The 16,118-nt window shown below is 37.9% G+C and carries 12 protein-coding genes and 1 riboswitch; of the genes, 10 read left to right on the top strand and 2 right to left on the bottom strand.

The window, feature by feature from the left end:
- Positions 1 to 25: 25 nt before the first annotated feature.
- The 7 genes from ACYT6F_RS03445 (at position 26) to ACYT6F_RS03415 (ending at position 7,068) form a co-directional block, all read left to right on the top strand.
- Complete coding sequence (locus ACYT6F_RS03445) at positions 26 to 1,009, top strand: stage II sporulation protein M (RefSeq protein ID WP_472599905.1); 984 nt, start codon at positions 26 to 28, stop codon at positions 1,007 to 1,009.
- On the top strand, positions 993 to 1,955 hold the full coding sequence (locus ACYT6F_RS03440) for a DUF4013 domain-containing protein (RefSeq protein WP_472599904.1): 963 nt from the start codon (positions 993 to 995) through the stop codon (positions 1,953 to 1,955). The genes ACYT6F_RS03445 and ACYT6F_RS03440 overlap by 17 nt, the downstream gene beginning before the upstream one ends.
- Entirely contained in the window at positions 1,948 to 2,745 is a 798-nt protein-coding gene (locus ACYT6F_RS03435) for a DUF4129 domain-containing protein (RefSeq protein WP_472599903.1), read from the top strand. The genes ACYT6F_RS03440 and ACYT6F_RS03435 overlap by 8 nt, the downstream gene beginning before the upstream one ends.
- 8 nt (positions 2,746 to 2,753) lie before the next feature.
- Complete coding sequence (locus ACYT6F_RS03430) at positions 2,754 to 3,905, top strand: hypothetical protein (RefSeq protein ID WP_472599902.1); 1,152 nt, start codon at positions 2,754 to 2,756, stop codon at positions 3,903 to 3,905.
- Positions 3,906 to 3,991: 86 nt separating this feature from the next.
- Positions 3,992 to 5,023 (top strand): AAA family ATPase, encoded by a 1,032-nt coding sequence (locus ACYT6F_RS03425; protein ID WP_472599901.1) that lies wholly within the window; start codon positions 3,992 to 3,994, stop codon positions 5,021 to 5,023.
- A gap of 61 nt (positions 5,024 to 5,084) precedes the next feature.
- The gene (locus tag ACYT6F_RS03420) at positions 5,085 to 6,407 is read left to right on the top strand and encodes a DUF58 domain-containing protein (protein ID WP_472599900.1); all 1,323 of its coding nucleotides are present in this window, start codon (positions 5,085 to 5,087) and stop codon (positions 6,405 to 6,407) included.
- A gap of 235 nt (positions 6,408 to 6,642) precedes the next feature.
- Positions 6,643 to 7,068: an OsmC family protein gene (locus ACYT6F_RS03415; RefSeq protein WP_472599899.1), complete on the top strand. Its 426-nt coding sequence runs from the start codon at positions 6,643 to 6,645 to the stop codon at positions 7,066 to 7,068.
- Positions 7,069 to 7,137: 69 nt separating this feature from the next.
- On the opposite strand, the gene ACYT6F_RS03410 is transcribed toward ACYT6F_RS03415, so the two are convergent.
- A complete protein-coding gene (locus tag ACYT6F_RS03410) occupies positions 7,138 to 8,814 on the bottom strand; it encodes a T9SS type A sorting domain-containing protein (RefSeq protein ID WP_472599898.1) in 1,677 nt (558 codons plus the stop codon).
- A 289-nt stretch (positions 8,815 to 9,103) separates the two neighbouring features.
- Between ACYT6F_RS03410 and ACYT6F_RS03405 the strand changes: the two genes are divergently transcribed.
- Positions 9,104 to 10,441: an IS1182 family transposase gene (locus tag ACYT6F_RS03405; RefSeq protein WP_472597713.1), complete on the top strand. Its 1,338-nt coding sequence runs from the start codon at positions 9,104 to 9,106 to the stop codon at positions 10,439 to 10,441.
- Positions 10,442 to 10,569: 128 nt separating this feature from the next.
- Here ACYT6F_RS03405 and ACYT6F_RS03400 read toward each other — a convergent pair whose 3' ends face one another.
- Positions 10,570 to 13,185, bottom strand: a complete 2,616-nt coding sequence (locus tag ACYT6F_RS03400; RefSeq protein ID WP_472599897.1) for an MGH1-like glycoside hydrolase domain-containing protein — start codon at positions 13,183 to 13,185, stop codon at positions 10,570 to 10,572.
- A 187-nt stretch (positions 13,186 to 13,372) separates the two neighbouring features.
- A riboswitch (SAM riboswitch) is annotated at positions 13,373 to 13,478 on the top strand.
- A gap of 61 nt (positions 13,479 to 13,539) precedes the next feature.
- Here ACYT6F_RS03400 and ACYT6F_RS03395 point away from each other — a divergent pair.
- Positions 13,540 to 14,478 carry an alpha/beta fold hydrolase gene (locus tag ACYT6F_RS03395; protein WP_472599896.1) on the top strand — a complete coding sequence of 313 codons (939 nt, stop codon included), beginning with the start codon at positions 13,540 to 13,542 and terminating at the stop codon, positions 14,476 to 14,478.
- 3 nt (positions 14,479 to 14,481) lie between these two features.
- Complete coding sequence (locus ACYT6F_RS03390; protein ID WP_472599895.1) at positions 14,482 to 16,023, top strand: ACT domain-containing protein; 1,542 nt, start codon at positions 14,482 to 14,484, stop codon at positions 16,021 to 16,023.
- Positions 16,024 to 16,118: the final 95 nt, after the last annotated feature.

The raw sequence follows: 16,118 nt of genomic DNA, 5'->3' as shown, positions 1-16,118 counted from the left end.
TTTTTATTATTTTAGCCTTATAGTTATGAGAGAGGTTTATTTCATTAAACAAAATAAAGAAAAATGGTTGGGAATCGAACAGGTTATCCAGGGGAAAATTAAAAAAAATCCTGATGACCTTTCTTCGCTGTACATTAATCTCGTCAACGATCTTTCTTTTGCGCAGACTTACTACCCGAAAAGCAATACAACAGTTTATCTCAATCATCTGTCTTCACAGATCTTTCAGAAAATTTATAAAACAAAAAGAGTAGAAGAGAACCGCTTGTTGTATTTCTTTAAAACAGAAGTTCCTTTGCTTGTGTACCAGTACAGAAGATACTTAGGCTATGCTTTCTTATTTTTCACTTTATTTACCCTGATCGGTTTGCTTTCTGCAGTTTACGATAAAGATTTTGCCAAAATTATTTTAGGAGAAGACTATGTGAACCAGACCATCGAAAACATTAAAAACGGAAACGCAGTCGGCGTTTACCAGAGCGGATCTACCTGGGGAAGTACCATCGGGATTATCTTCAATAACATCGGCGTGGGTGCCAAGCTTTATATTTACGGAATTTTTGGAGGTGTAGGCACATTGTGGGCACTTTTGTCAAACAGCGTAATGCTGGGATCTTTCCAGTATTTTTTCTATGATTACGGAGCATTGCAGGATAGCGCCAGAGGAATATGGCTGCACGGTGTTTTTGAGATCTTTTCTATGGTAGTAGAAGCCATGTGCGGACTTATTCTCGGAGCGTCCATATTATTTCCCCGCACATTTTCAAGATTTAACTCATTTAAAAACGGATTTAAAGATTCGTTTAAAATATTTCTGAGTACGGTTCCCTTTACGGTTTGTGCCGGAATTATCGAAGGATATGTCACAAGACATGCGCTGGAAATGCCTTTATCCTTAAACCTGATCATCATCTTCGGATCATTGGTCGTTATCGGCTTTTACTATTTCATATATCCTTCCATTGTTAACAGGAAAATTAATAACCAGATAAATGATGCAGTTTTATAAAAAGAGAGATTTTGGAACGTTTATAACAGATAGTTTTACTTTTTTCAAATTATACGGTAAAAACTATTTTAAGAATTTCATCCTTCTGAACGGATTGCTGCTGATCCTGATGGTGGTAGTCATCATTTTCGGATATAAGGAATTCCTGGGAGCATTTTTCGGCTCCACTATGGGAGGGCAGAGCTATTACTTTGAGCAGTTCCTTAACGATAATCTGGGAATGCTTATTCTGTGCGGTGTTTTACTGTTCATTCTTTCAACAGCATTGATGACCATTAACTTTCTCTTTCCTGTTTTTTACATAAAAAGAATTGCGGAAGGGAAAACAGATATTAAAGCAGACGATCTCCTCAGCGACTTCAAATCGAACGGAAAAAAAGTAGCCGCCGCCTATTTTGGGTTAACATTCTTAGTATTGCCGGTTGCATTTGTGATTTTTGGGATCTCTTACATTCTTATTTTTGTTATCATCGGTTTGGTGCTGATGCTTTTTGTAGGCCCAACATTACTGAATGTAATCATTTTTCTATGCTTCGATTATTTTAATAGGAAAAGAGGCTTTTTTGAATCGCTAAGTTATGCTGTACGGTCGCAGTTTTCTTATCCAAACGGAAGGGAAAAATCTCCTTACTGGAAATACTGGGGAGCAACTACTATCATGGTCATATTATTCTATATTGTGAGCATATTCTTTTCATCTGTTCCGATGATCCTGTTTTTTATGAAGCTGTCAACAACGGCGCCGGATGCTCAGTTTGAAAGTGATCCTTTTAAAGGGAGCTTCGGGATTGTATTTTTTATAGTTTACGGAATTTCTTCCATTATCTCAACCCTGCTGATGAATGTGCTGTACATCAACTCGGGATTAATGTATTACGACAGCCGCACAGATCTTCATCAGAAAATGGAGCTTGCAGAAATAGATACCATCGGCATCAATGAATAAGATTTTTATTTTTTTACTGGTTTTTATATCTGCAGAATATATTCATGCACAGACCGGGGATGATCCGCCACCGGCTGCGGAAGTCTATATAGACTCTCTCAGTACGGGACATTATAAAAATATGTACCGGGCAGATTCTGTATTGCTGAAAAGACCAATTACGGACAATACGATATATCCTAAGAAATTTAAAGAAAACGTTCCGTCAAGATACAAAGGGAAAGATTTCGATTATACAACGACGAAACCGAGAATGTCAGTATGGGAAAAGCTCATGAGAAAAATTGTCGGGATTCTAAACAGTATTTTTGGAGAAACCGTTTTTACAAATTCCGGTAATGTTGCGGGAATACTTATACGCCTGTTTGTAATTCTACTTGTAGGCTTCCTGCTGTACTTTATCATTAAATACCTTATCGGTAAAGATGGAAATTTCCTATTCGGAAAGAAGAATAAAAAAGTTGATCTAAAAGACGAAGAACTGCACGAGAACATCCACGAGATCAATTTCCCGGAAAGTATCCTGAAGTTTGAAAAATCAGGTGATTTCCGTTCTGCAGTACGGTACCAGTTTTTATTTGTGTTAAAAAAGCTCAGCGATAAAAAGCTGATTACCTGGAACCCGGAAAAAACCAATAAAGATTATCTGGCAGAATTGAAGGCACCACACCTAACGTCCGAATTTTTCCAGCTTTCATACATTTTTGATTATGTATGGTACGGAGAATTCATCATCTCTGAAGAAGATTATCAGAAATTTAAAACCCAGTACCAATCTTTTAAACCGTAACTTTTATCATGAACAAGACTTTCAAAATATATGCTGTGATTTTCATCGTTGTGATGATTATTCTGGTATTGTTTGAAGCGAACAAAACGGAAAGTACGGACTGGAGAAAGAATTTCAATATCAACCAGAAAACACCTTTCGGTTTGTGTGTATTTAATAATGAAGCGAATGCACTTTTTAAAAATAAAATAAAAAAAACAGGTGAGACACCGTACGATTATTATCAGACCGATAGAAAGCCTCATAATATCCTCGTCATAGAAGAAGAGCTTGACCGCCAGTCCTGGAATAAAATTCTGGATCAGGTATCAGATGGATCGGATGCGATGTTTATTCTCAGTGAAATGCCTAAACAGATCTCAGACAGTATCGGCTATTATGATTCTCAGATTTCTTTTGAAGACGAAAATGTGCTGAAGCTTACGGACAAAAAATTCAGCAACGATTTTATCCATCTGGATAAATTTCCTTCGGGAAGAGGTTTTACTTTTATTAAACCGGGAGTTGAGGTGTTGGGAAAAACAGTCGAGAAAAATAATTCAGACCAGGCCAACTTTATTAAAATAGAATTTGGAAAAGGAAACATATATGTTCATTGTGAGCCGCTTTTTATCACCAATTATTATCTGTTAAAACGTGGAAATGTAAGATATGCTCAGGATGTTTTTTCGTACCTCGATGACCGTGAAACCGTATGGTTTGTAGAAAATGATGCTAAAGTTTCGCAGTTTTTCCTCAGGTTTATCCTTTCCAATCCGGCACTGAAATACGCATGGTGGGTGTTTTTGGGAGGGATGGTTCTTTTTATTTTCTTTAATGCTAAAAGAAAGCAGCGTATTGTACCGATCATAGAGCCTCTAAAAAATACCTCTGTTGATTTTGTGAAAAGCATCGGAAACCTTTATCTGCAGGAAGGTGACTTTCATGATATGATGGCCAAAAAAGCACAGTATTTCCTGAATAAGGTAAGAATGGATCTGCTGATTGATACACAGCATCTGGACGCAGAATTTGCGAAGAAACTCCATCTTAAAACCGGTAAATCTATGGAGATGATTGAAGAAGCGATTCACCTGATTAAAAAAGCACAGGATCCTTACGCTCAGGTGATGAAAGAGGATCTTGCAAAAATGAATACATTGCTTGATGAAATAATTTAAAAAGTATAACAATCTTAAAATATAACAATGTAACAATTCTCTTGATCAGTAAATTGGTACATCGGTAAATTGTTAAATTATATTATATGGAAAACATTGAAAACCCAAATATTGAAGACCAGAATTCAATAGCTCTTGATAAAAAAGAAGATCAGTTTCAGTCGAGAATAGATATGATTGAGCTTCGTACCAGTCTGGAAAAAGTAAAATCTGAAATTGCCAAAGTAATCGTAGGGCAGGAAAGTATGGTAGAACATCTTTTAGCGGCACTTTTATCCAACGGGCATGTTCTTATTGAAGGTGTTCCCGGAGTGGCAAAAACAATCACTGCAAAATTGCTGGCGAAAACCATTGATGTGGGTTTCAGCAGAATCCAGTTTACACCGGATCTTATGCCTTCGGATATTTTGGGAACTTCGGTTTTCAATGTGAAAAATTCTGAATTTGAATTTAAAAAAGGACCCATCTTTTCAAGTTTTATTTTGATTGATGAGATCAACAGATCCCCTGCAAAAACACAGGCAGCCTTATTTGAGGTGATGGAAGAACGGCAGATTACTATGGATGGAACGCGGTACACCATGGAAGAACCGTTTCTTGTAGTGGCTACGCAGAACCCTATTGAACATGAAGGTACCTATCGACTGCCGGAAGCGCAGCTTGACCGTTTTCTTTTTAAAATCAATGTTGGATATCCTGATCTGGCGCAGGAAATTGCAATCATAAAGAATCAGCACGAAAACAAAAGAGAAGATAAAACGGATGTGGTGAACCGCGTTATCACCGCGCAACAGTTGAAAAATTACCAGCAGCTTGTAAAAGAAATCATTGTAGAAGCACAGCTGATGGAATATATTGCCAAGATCATCGTGAATACAAGAGAAAACCAGTTCCTGTATCTGGGAGCTTCTCCAAGGGCAAGTCTTGCATTGTTAACCGCTTCAAAGGCTTTTGCCGCATTAAGAGGCAGGGATTTTGTAACTCCTGAAGACATCAAAGAAGCAAGCTACGCCGTTTTGAGACACAGAGTGATCGTATCGCCGGAAAGAGAAATGGAAGGTCTTACGGCAGACGAAATTATCAGACAAATTTTAGAAGGAATAGAGATTCCAAGGTAAACATATATTAAAACAAGGTGATTAATTGCTATCCGCAGTCTGCTATCCGCCATCTTAAAAAATGAAAAACTTATACATCAATACGCGCTTTTTCTACGTGCTCATCGGAGTGGGAATCCTGTATGTCTTTGCATTCTTCTTCCCGTTTCTTATGTGGGCGGCGCATATTGCTTTACTGCTTTGCTTTTTAGCGGTAATGGTAGATACGCTCTTTGTTTTTAACAAAAATAAAGGGATTTCGGCACAAAGGATTTTGCCTGAAAAGCTGTCAAATGGTGATGAAAATCCTGTGAAGATCGATATTAAAAATAATTACAATTTTAAAATTAACGTTAAGGTAATCGATGAAATTCCTTTTCAGTTTCAGAAGCGCGATTTCCTGATTGAGAAACAAATTGCACCCGGAAGAAATACCTTTTTTCAATACATTCTTGAACCCAAGGAGCGGGGCGAATATAATTTCGGAAGTCTGAATGTATATGTTGCATCACCTTTAGGTTTTGTTTCGAAAAGATTTAATTTTCAGAAAGATGCCAATCTGCCTTCTTATCCTTCCTTCATCCATTTGAGGAAATATGAACTGATGGCGATCCAGAGCGAATTTATGCTGGGCGGAATCAAAAAGATAAGAAAGCTGGGACATACCATGGAATTTGAGCAGATCAAAGAATATGTTCCCGGAGATGATATCCGAACGATCAACTGGAAAGCGACTTCCAAAACGAACCGACTGATGGTAAACCAGTTTCAGGACGAAAAATCTCAGCGGATCTTTATGCTGATCGATACCGGAAGAACAATGAAAATGCCTTTTAAAGGATTGAGCCTGCTGGATTATTCTATCAACGCAACCATGGCGCTGTCCCATATTATCCTGAAGAAAGGTGACCGCGCCGGAATGATGACGTTTTCTAAAAAAACGGAAAATAAAATTGCTGCGGAAAATAAATCAGGACAGCTTAGAAAAATCTCAGAAGCGCTTTATAATATCAAAACCGATTTTTTTGAAAGTGATTTTAACAGGCTGTATCAGGATGTGAAATATTCTTTAAACCAAAGAAGCCTTATACTGCTGTTCACCAACTTTGAAACCCTTGACAGTCTCAACCGCCAGCTGAAATATCTCCGCGGAATCGCTAAAAATCATTTGCTGGTGGTAGTTTTCTTTAAAAATTCAGAGCTTCAGACACTGATCCATAAAAATCCCGAAAGCATGCAGGAAATTTATGACGAAATCATCGCCGAAAAGTTTGAGTTTGAAAAGAAACTGATCATTCAGGAACTTAGGAAGTATGGTATCTACACAGTGTACACGCTACCTGAAAATTTAAATATCGACGTTATCAATAAATACCTGGAGATCAAAGCCAGAGGTATTCTATAACGTGGCTATACGCAGCAGGCAATAAGCAGAATGTTTAAGCCTTAAGTATACATTTTTAAACCTTAAGCATATAGCTTTAAGCATAAGGTATAAAGTTTTAAGCCTTAAGAGAAGTTTTTTAACTATTATGCATAAAGTTTTAAATATAAAGTATGAATTATTAGTCATTAGACATAATGCATTAAGTATAAAGTTAATCATTTAGAATAAACAGTACGTAACAGGAATAGATATTATGAAAATAACACTTAACAGAATCAACGACGATTATTTATTTGAATGTACCAATGCTCAGGGAAATTCAATTCTTCTGGATAATACGACACAACCGGGCGCAAAAGGGGTTTCGCCAATGGAAAGTGTTCTGATGGCTGTTGCAGGCTGCAGCGGAATTGATGTGGTTTCCATTCTGAAAAAACAAAGACAGGAAATTACAGACTTTAAAGCTGAAGTAGAAGGCGAGCGAATTCCGGTTGATGATGCAAAACCTTTTAAATCCATCAAAGTGAAATTTTTACTGCAAGGAAATATTGATCCTAAAAAAGCCCAGAAAGCCGCCCAGCTGTCGTTTGAGAAATACTGTTCTGTTTCAAAGACCCTGGAACCGACTGTAGAAATAGGCTATGAAGTTTTCGTTAACGGAGAAATTGTTCAGCCCTAATTTAGATGATACTAATAAAAAGCCGTGGATAAAATTCTTTATCCACGGCTTTTTAATATGATTTGTAAATTATCTTTTAATCGTTTTCATGCTCTTTACAGATCCGTCTTTCATTTGTAACGTCAGAATATACATTCCGGATTTTAGTCCGCCTAAGAATAGGGAAGAAGGATTTTCAACAGTTTTTACCACTACTCCCGAAAGATCTGTGATGACAGCTGTTTTTACATTTTCTGCTTTCTCAATGTATAAAGTATCCACGAAAGGATTTGGATGTGCAATTCTTTCTTTTTCTTTTACCGTTACCTCGCTCGTTGCCAAAACTAAAGGCTCTAAAGTAACTGTTACCGTAAATGTATTATTATCAACTTTATTATACTCTGCAGTACAATCTGATCCTCCGTATGTTCTCCATGCTCTCAACTCGAAGTTTACGGTTCCGGTAAGATCATTAGCCAGATTAAGCCCCGTTCTGTTGTAAGAATACGTGCCTGACGAAGAGCCGGATCCGGATGCTACTGTAGATTCTGTAACATTGTTCGTCGTACAGACCAAAAGACTTCTTTGTTCGCTCATCCATCCGTTTGAAGCGGTAGACATTTTATAAGAAACAGCAGTAGATTTTATCTTATATCCTGTCGGGACATTAACACTTAATCCTCCTGCACAGTTGGTAGTCGATGAAGTGGTAACACCTGAATTATTGTATTGGGTATTGATATCTCCCGCGGTATAAACAGTGCTGATCTGCCCCGGAGTAAATTCTTTCATTTTCCAGAAACTTTGTGAAGAACCTCCACAGTTGGATCTCACCCAGAAATAATAGGTTTGCCCCGTAGTAAGCTGGTTGAGGGTTACAGAGGTGCCTGAAGTAACGTTTCCGGTAGGGGTTGTAGTTGCTGTAGGCGCCGTAGGAGAAGTACTGTAGTAATATTGATATCCTGAAGCAGGAGCGCTTGCAGGTGCTGTCCAGCTTAATGTTGCTCCTGACATGGTAGTTGTAGCCGTGATATTGGTTGGTGTGCTGCACGCATTATACGCATCTGCTGCAAAGGCAAAAATATTTGGGATACCTCCTGTTCCTACTTTTGTTACCGTTACACTTTTTACACTTTTTGATTGATTGGCCGCGCTGATAGCCAAAGGAATCTGGTATAATCTTGGGTTGGTTCCGGAGCCTGATTCAAGGTTATCATTGGCTATATTGATTCTTCCGATTCCCTGGATGGCATAGCTGCTTCCTCCGTACCAGTCGGAAATGCTGACTCCGGAAAATGTCTGTGAAGTGTTATCCGTAAAATTTACATCTACATCTACCGTACAGGCTCCGCTTCCTCCTGTTGCCAGCATATATATGGTAAGCGCCTGAATCGGTGTTGTGAAAACTAATGTCCCGTTATCATTGGTGTTTTGAAGCCTAAGGCTGTTGTTTGAGCTGTAAGAGCCCATTTGATAAGACAACCCGGACGTGGAAGCTACAACAGAATTGATGATTCCGTTGATAGGGAGTCCATACGTAAGCGGATTGCTTGTGGCCGTCAGCTGGAAATCGCGGGAGATGAACGCGAAGCTTACGCCGTCCACATCATTATTGGTTGAAGTCGCTGAGGGACCGACGCCATTTGCGATGACATCTGCATTGTAACCGCTCTGAACCGGCATTGGCTGATATTCCTGGGCTTTAAGTTGATAATTGCATACAGCTGATAGTACCAAAGCTGTAAGAGGCAGTAATTTTCCTTTCATAAGAAATAGTTTATTAAATTTATTTGCTAATATAGATATTATAATGTTAAAAAATTATTTTAAACATAAAAATATTATAAATATTATATTGATTTTGTATTTGAAGTATGTTTATTTTAATAATTAATAGACTTTAACTATATATCTTTAATCTCTTATTGAAAGTATGTATAATGTTCTGCATAATAAAAAAGAGGCTGTCTCAAAAGTGAGACAGTCTTTTTTATTGATCATAAAAAAAGGAAAGTCTGAGACTTTCCTAATTGCAGCAATTTTCATAAATTGCTGTATGCATAGTAGATCAAAGGTAATCTTTAAAGATTATAATCCCAAACAAAACTTTTTGTTTCCGCCCAATTTATTAGATTTTATAGAAGAGAATCATCCGGTACGGTTGGTTTCTGAGGTTATAGACCGATTGGATATCCGCAACCTGATTAACGAATATAAATCAGGGGGAAGTTCCAGCTATCATCCTAAAATGCTTCTGAAGGTTCTGATTTTTGGATATCTCAATAATATTTATTCGAGCAGAAAACTGGAACAGGCATTAAAGGAAAATGTCTACTTCATGTGGCTTTCAGCAATGCAGAGACCTGACCATAACACGCTTAACCGCTTTAGGAGCGATAAACTCAAAGGTCAGATCAGGGATATTTTTACTCAGATTGTGATGCTGCTTCATAAAGAAGGACACGTTAGTTTAAAAACAACCTTTGTAGACGGAACCAAGATAGAAGCCAATGCAAACCGCTATACTTTTGTCTGGGGAAGAGCTTTGAAGAAAAGCAGGGAAAGAATAGAACACCAGCTGGAAGAATTATGGAATTATACGCAGCAGATTGCTCAGGAAGAACTTAGAGATACCGAACCTGTTATTTTTAAATCTATTGATAAAGAAAAAGTAAGTAAGGTCATTCAAACCATAGATTCTGTTTTAAAGAAAAAGAAGATTTCCTCAAAAGTTCGCCAGAAGATTGGTTATGCCCGTAAAAACTGGCGTAACAATCTGGAGAAATATGAAGCATATGAAAAGATTCTGGCCGGAAGAAACAGCTTTAGTAAAACGGATCATGATGCTACTTTTATGAGGATGAAGGAAGACCATATGCGAAACGGACAGCTCAAACCCGCTTATAATCTGCAGCTTTCTACCGAGAATCAGTTTATTGTTCATTATACCCTCCATCCTAATCCTACTGATACCCAGACCCTGGCCTTGCATATAGAAAGCTTTGAAGAAAATTATGGACACCCACCTGGTGAAGTTGTTGCAGATGCAGGATACGGAAGCTATGAGAACTATGAATTTCTAAGACAGAAAAAAGTAAAAGCATATGTAAAATACAATTACTTTAATAAAGACCAAAAATCAAAACAAGTTACCCAGTCTGCATCAAATCCCAAACTTGCAAAACATAGGAACAGGATTTTCAGGCTTCTCAATACCAAACGGGGAATTGCCTTAAGAAAGCAACGATGTTACGACGTAGAACCTGTTTTCGCCCAAATCAAGCACAATAAAAGTTTTAAACGCTTTTTCTTACGAGGAAAGGTGAAAGTAGAAATTGAAACCGGTCTTCTCGCCATCGCCCATAACCTTAAAAAACTACAAAAAGCAGCATAAAACAACTGCTTTTTGTAGTTTTTTATAAAACATAGAAAATGTCCCGCTTTTTATAAACTTCAAAACTAAATAAAAAAAACAAAAGAGACTGCCTTTTGAGACAGCCTCTTGTTATGATTTGTAGAATTTTAAAATGGCATTCTCGGTTTCATCAGCTTTGCAACGGTAGCTGTCCATCCGGTCTGATGAGAGGCTCCTATTCCTCTGCCGTTGTCGCCATGGAAATATTCAAAAAAAGTAATATAATCTTTGAAATTTTCATCATAGTTGAATTTGGCATTTCCTCCGTTAAAAGGACGCTGGCCTACTTCATCCTTGAGGAAAATAGAGCAGAGCCTGTTGCTTATATTGTGTGCCACTTCATCAAGATTTCTCTTGTTACCGCTTCCTGTAGGAAGTTCTACTTTCAGGCTGTTTCCGTAATAAAAATGGAATCTCTGTAAGCTTTCCACGATAAGAAAATTGATCGGAAACCAAATCGGTCCTCTCCAGTTGCTGTTTCCTCCAAACATCCGGCTGTCACTTTCTCCTGGTGTGTAATAAACAATGTTTTCCGTTCCGTGTACCGAAAACACAAACGGATTATCTTCATATACCTTGGACATAGCCCGTATTCCGTAATCACTTAAAAACTCCTTCTCATCAAGCATTCTGCTCAGAACTTTTGTCAGCCTTGTCTTTCTCAGAATACTCATTAAATGTTTTCTTCCCTGGCCTTCCTCTTCCCAGTGAGAAACCAGTTTCGTAAGTTCAGGCTTATTTTTCAGCACCCATTCCATTCTTTCAACAAAATTCGGCATTTTGTCCAGTAGGTGATGATCTATAATTTCTACCGCGAACATCGGGATAAGGCCTACAATGCTTCTCAGTTTCAGAGAGACACTGTCGCCGTTTCCAAGCTGTAAAACGTCGTAGAAAAATCCGTCTTCTTCATTCCATAGGCCTTTTGTTCCTTCACCCAGATTTTCCATCGCTTCAGCAATGTAAAGATAATGTTCAAAAAATTTAATCGCCATATCTTCATACACCTGATAATATTGAGCCAGCTCCATGGCAATACGCATCATATTCAGGGCATACATGGCCATCCAGCTCGTTCCGTCAGCCTGCTCCAGATGCTGCCCGTCTTTCAGGATCATATTCCGGTCAAAAGCACCGATGTTATCAAGCCCCAGAAATCCTCCTCCAAAGATGTTTTTTCCGTTTTTATCTTTCCGGTTTACCCACCAGGTAAAATTAAGAAGCAGCTTCTGAAAGACTTTTTCTAAAAATAAAAGATCAGGTTTGCCGTTTTGCTTCTCATCAATTTTAAAAACCCTGAAACAGGACCATGCATGTACCGGTGGGTTTACATCACTCAGATTCCATTCATAGGCAGGAAGCTGTCCGTTCGGATGCATATACCATTCCTTTGTAAGCAATAGAAGCTGTCCCTTTGCAAACTCTGCATCAATAATGGAAAATGGAACACAATGAAAAGCAAGGTCCCAGGTAGCGTACCACGGATATTCCCACTTATCGGGCATTGAGATGATATCTTTATTGTGGAGATGATTCCATTCGGTATTTCGTACGTAATTATTAAAATCTCTTGGAGCGGCATAGTTGGGGTCACCTTTAAGCCACTTGCCTACGTTGTAATGATAAAACTGCTTGTTCCATAGAAGTCCTGCAAAAGCCTGTCTTTGTACATTTCTCTCATCTTCGTCAACTACATCATTCTGGATTTCCTCGTAAAATTCATTCGCTTCTTCAATTCTGGAACTGAATATTTCATCAAAATTCTCGAAAGGCTCATCAAGATCCTGTGGGGAAAGCCTGAAATCAAAAGATTTTGAGCTGCCGGCTTCAATGATTCCATCCACAAGAAATGAAGCTTTGGTTCCCCGTTTTTCAGGATTTATAGTGTTGCTTCCGTAAATAATATAATCATTGATTCCGTCCTTAAAATAAGTATTCCCGGGATAAGGAGCTCCGTATAGTTTTGGAGTGTTGGTTTCATTTTCGCAGAAAACACTTTCTGCATCGGTATCTCTTGAGTAGAACTTTTTTATGGCAATACTGTCGTGCAAAATATTGATGCAGCCTTCATGAGAAGCATTCGTCTCTCCTTTATAGGTATTATATCCCCATTTCCAGTTGTTTCTGAACCATATCGTAGGTGCTACAACAAGAGGTGCATCGACACCGCTTCGGTTAAAAACGGTTACCCGTACCAGAAAATCATTATGGTCTGCCTTAGCATATTCAATGAAGATGTCAAAATATTCATCCTTATCAAAAATTCCGGTATCGAAGATTTCGTATTCAGGTTCTTTTTTGCTCCTTTTCGCATTTTCAGCCCGGATCTCATCATACGGAAAGGCATTAATGGGATATTTATACAGCATTTTCATATAGCTGTGCGTGGGCGTGTTGTCCAGATAATAAAAAATCTCCTTAATGTCTTCACCATGATTCCCCTGAGGATTGCTCAACCCGAAAAAGCGCTCTTTTACCATTTTGTCTTTCTTATTCCAGAAAGAAAGAGCAAAACAAAAAATCTGCTTAGCATCTGAGATTCCGGCAATACCTTCTTCTCCCCAGCGGTAAGCATAACTCTCCGCATTATTGTGGTTGGCGAAATTCCACGCATCGCCGTTGGAACTGTAGTCTTCCCGTACATTTCCCCATTGCCGGTTACTTACGTACGGCCCCCAGTTTTTCCAGTCTGTATCTTGTAGTCTTTGTTTTTCAGCAATCATATCTCATCATTTTCATTACGAAGGTAGTTTTTTTGTCAAAAAATTCCAACTTCCCAAATTTGAATTAAACTTAATATTTTCCGAAAAAGCCTTTCCTAATGGGCTCTGGAGATGTTAAGTTAAATTTTTATAAAAAATTAAAATAAAAGTTTTATCTTTGCACCATTCGTTCATTCAAATATTGAAAATGTTATCAAGAAAGGTTGAGGGATTAGACCCGATGAAACCTTAGCAACCCTTTGCGCAAGCAGAGAAGGTGCTACGTTCTACCAAATAATTTGGACAGATAACTTACCTGAAGTTCTTTTCAGCCATTTCCTGTGGCATTTTCAATTGTATTTAAAATAAATAAAATTGAAAGCAGAACTAAGACATATTAATTTTTCGTATCACACCCATTCCGGTAAGGAGTACAATATCCCGTTGAGCTATCAGCCTTTCGGGAAAGACTTGTTTTCTGCACCTGTTGTTCTGGTAAATCATGCCTTAACCGGAAATTCGGATGTTGCTGGAGAGAAGGGCTGGTGGAAAAAGCTGATCGGTAAAAATCAGGTGATTGATACGGAAAAATACACCGTCTTATGCTTCAATATTCCGGGAAATGGCTACGATAATTTTTTTATCGATGACTGCGAAGATTTTACATCATCAGATATCGCCAATATTTTTTTGCGGGGTCTTGAAATTTTAAATATTAAAAGATTACACGCCATTATCGGAGGTTCTCTTGGAGGAGGAATTGGCTGGGAAATGCTGGCAAAAAATCCTCAACTCACAGAAATTTTTATTCCTGTTGCCTGCGATTATAAAACCCACGACTGGCTGCATGCACAATGTCTGGTTCAGAAATTTTTGTTAAATCAGAATGATGAACCGTTACAAAAAGCAAGAATCCATGCCATGTTGTGCTACCGGACACCGGAATCCTTAAACAACAGATTTCAAAATAAATTCAATCAGGAAAAACAGCGGCTGGAATCGGAAGATTGGCTGATTTACCACGGAAATGCTTTAAACGAGAGATTTAGTTTAAAATCTTATAAGTTAATGAATCATTTGCTGATGAATATTAATGCTGACGAAGTTCAATTGGAAAAGATAGAAGCTCAAATCCATCTTATCGCAGTAGATACGGATCTTTTCTTTCCTGCAACAGAAATCCGAATGTGCTTCGAAAAATTAAAGGAAAATAAAGACAATGTATTCTATCATGAAATCAAATCAATTCACGGGCATGATGCCTTCTTAATGGAATACGAACAATTAAATACGATCATTAAAAATATTTTGTAGGAGATGAAAAGCAATGCAAACGAAATAAAATTTTTGAGAAACAGATCCATCATTAAGTTTGAAGGAGAAGATTTCTTAGGGGAAATCGGGATTGACGGACGGATATTTAAAGCGCTTACGTTGGCAAGAATCAGTGTTGGCGTTATTTCCCAGCAGGCCATAGAAAACGGAATTTCTATTCTTGTACAGGAAAGCGACTCCGAAAAAGCAGTGAATTGTCTGATTGATGAATTTGAAGCAGAAAGAAAATCGGGCAAGGTTTCCCAGATTTACAGTATCAATAACGTATCGGTTTTAGGCTTTGTTGCGGAAGATTTCAATAAAGTATTGGCAGAATTGGCAAGAAACAATGTTTTTCCTTTGCTTTTAAATCAAATTGCAGCAGAAAAAAGAGTCAATATTGTGGTTACATCTTCGCAGGACGAGAAGGCTAAAAATATCATAGAATCTGAAATTTCTAAAAAGCCTAAGACAGTTCATCTGGCAATTATAGGCCATGGAAACGTTGGAAAGACTTTAATAGAGCAGGTTCTGGAGTCTTCAGAAGAAATTAAAAGACGTAAAAAAATCGATCTTAAAGTAGTAGCTGTTGCCAATTCCAGAAAAATAGCTTTCAACAAAAAAGGTTTTGACAGCAACTGGAATGATGAGGTTATGACAGCAGAAAGTCCCTCTGATGTTCAGCAGCTGATCAGTTTTTCAAAAGAAAATCAACTTGAAAATTTAATCGTTGTTGATAATACGGCGAGTAAAGATTTTGTTAAAAATTACCATACGCTGGCAGAAAATGGTTTTGACCTGGTTTCTTCCAATAAAATTTTTAATACCCTCCCAATTTCAGAATACCGTCAGCTAAGATATACGTTGAACAAAAACAACAGACGTTATCTCTACGAAACCAATGTAGGCGCTGGATTGCCTTTAATTGACACCATAAAGCTTTTACACCTGTCAGGAGAAAATATTACAAGAATCAAAGGTGTTTTTTCCGGAACACTGAGTTATGTTTTCAATAATTTTTCCTTGAGGGATGATGCATTTTCAACGATTATCAATGAAGCACTGGAAAAAGGATATACGGAACCGGACCCAAGAGAAGACCTATCCGGAAATGATGTCGCAAGAAAATTATTGATCTTAGCGAGAGAATTAGATTTAATCAATGAATTTGAGGACATCAATATTCAGAATTTAGTTCCTGAAAGCTTGCTTTCCGTTTCAAAAACGGAATTTCTTTCAAGGCTAAATGAGTTGGATGAAGAATATCAAAAAATCAAAAACAATCAGAAATCCGGCCATGTATTAAGATATGTCGGAGATCTTCACGGCGATTTACAAAAAGAAAAAGGGGAGCTTGACGTGAAACTGATTTCCGTTCCGGTAACCTCCGCTTTAGGACAGTTAAAAGGATCAGACTCCATCTTTGAAATTTACACGGAAAGTTATGGCGAAAATCCCATCGTCATCATGGGCGCCGGAGCCGGAGCCAAAGTTACCGCAAGAGGGGTTTTTGGAGATATTTTAAGAGTGAGTGAAACGAAATAGGACAAATAATTTGAACCCGAAAGGGTTCAATATCAATAGCCGTAGGTGAAACCTATGGAACAAATAAATTAAACAACCTAAACAAACCTTCAAGG

Source organism: Chryseobacterium sp. NG-CE01, assembly GCF_055695505.1.
This window is presented reverse-complemented; position numbering and strand designations above follow the sequence as displayed.

Coding starts and splice junctions, on each gene's coding strand:
- ACYT6F_RS03445 (WP_472599905.1), top strand. CDS start 26: ATGAGAGAGGTTTATTTCATTAAACAAAATAAAGAAAAATGGTTGGGA.
- ACYT6F_RS03440 (WP_472599904.1), top strand. CDS start 993: ATGATGCAGTTTTATAAAAAGAGAGATTTTGGAACGTTTATAACAGAT.
- ACYT6F_RS03435 (WP_472599903.1), top strand. CDS start 1,948: ATGAATAAGATTTTTATTTTTTTACTGGTTTTTATATCTGCAGAATAT.
- ACYT6F_RS03430 (WP_472599902.1), top strand. CDS start 2,754: ATGAACAAGACTTTCAAAATATATGCTGTGATTTTCATCGTTGTGATG.
- ACYT6F_RS03425 (WP_472599901.1), top strand. CDS start 3,992: ATGGAAAACATTGAAAACCCAAATATTGAAGACCAGAATTCAATAGCT.
- ACYT6F_RS03420 (WP_472599900.1), top strand. CDS start 5,085: ATGAAAAACTTATACATCAATACGCGCTTTTTCTACGTGCTCATCGGA.
- ACYT6F_RS03415 (WP_472599899.1), top strand. CDS start 6,643: ATGAAAATAACACTTAACAGAATCAACGACGATTATTTATTTGAATGT.
- ACYT6F_RS03410 (WP_472599898.1), bottom strand. CDS start 8,814: ATGAAAGGAAAATTACTGCCTCTTACAGCTTTGGTACTATCAGCTGTA.
- ACYT6F_RS03405 (WP_472597713.1), top strand. CDS start 9,104: ATGCATAGTAGATCAAAGGTAATCTTTAAAGATTATAATCCCAAACAA.
- ACYT6F_RS03400 (WP_472599897.1), bottom strand. CDS start 13,185: ATGATTGCTGAAAAACAAAGACTACAAGATACAGACTGGAAAAACTGG.
- ACYT6F_RS03390 (WP_472599895.1), top strand. CDS start 14,482: ATGAAAAGCAATGCAAACGAAATAAAATTTTTGAGAAACAGATCCATC.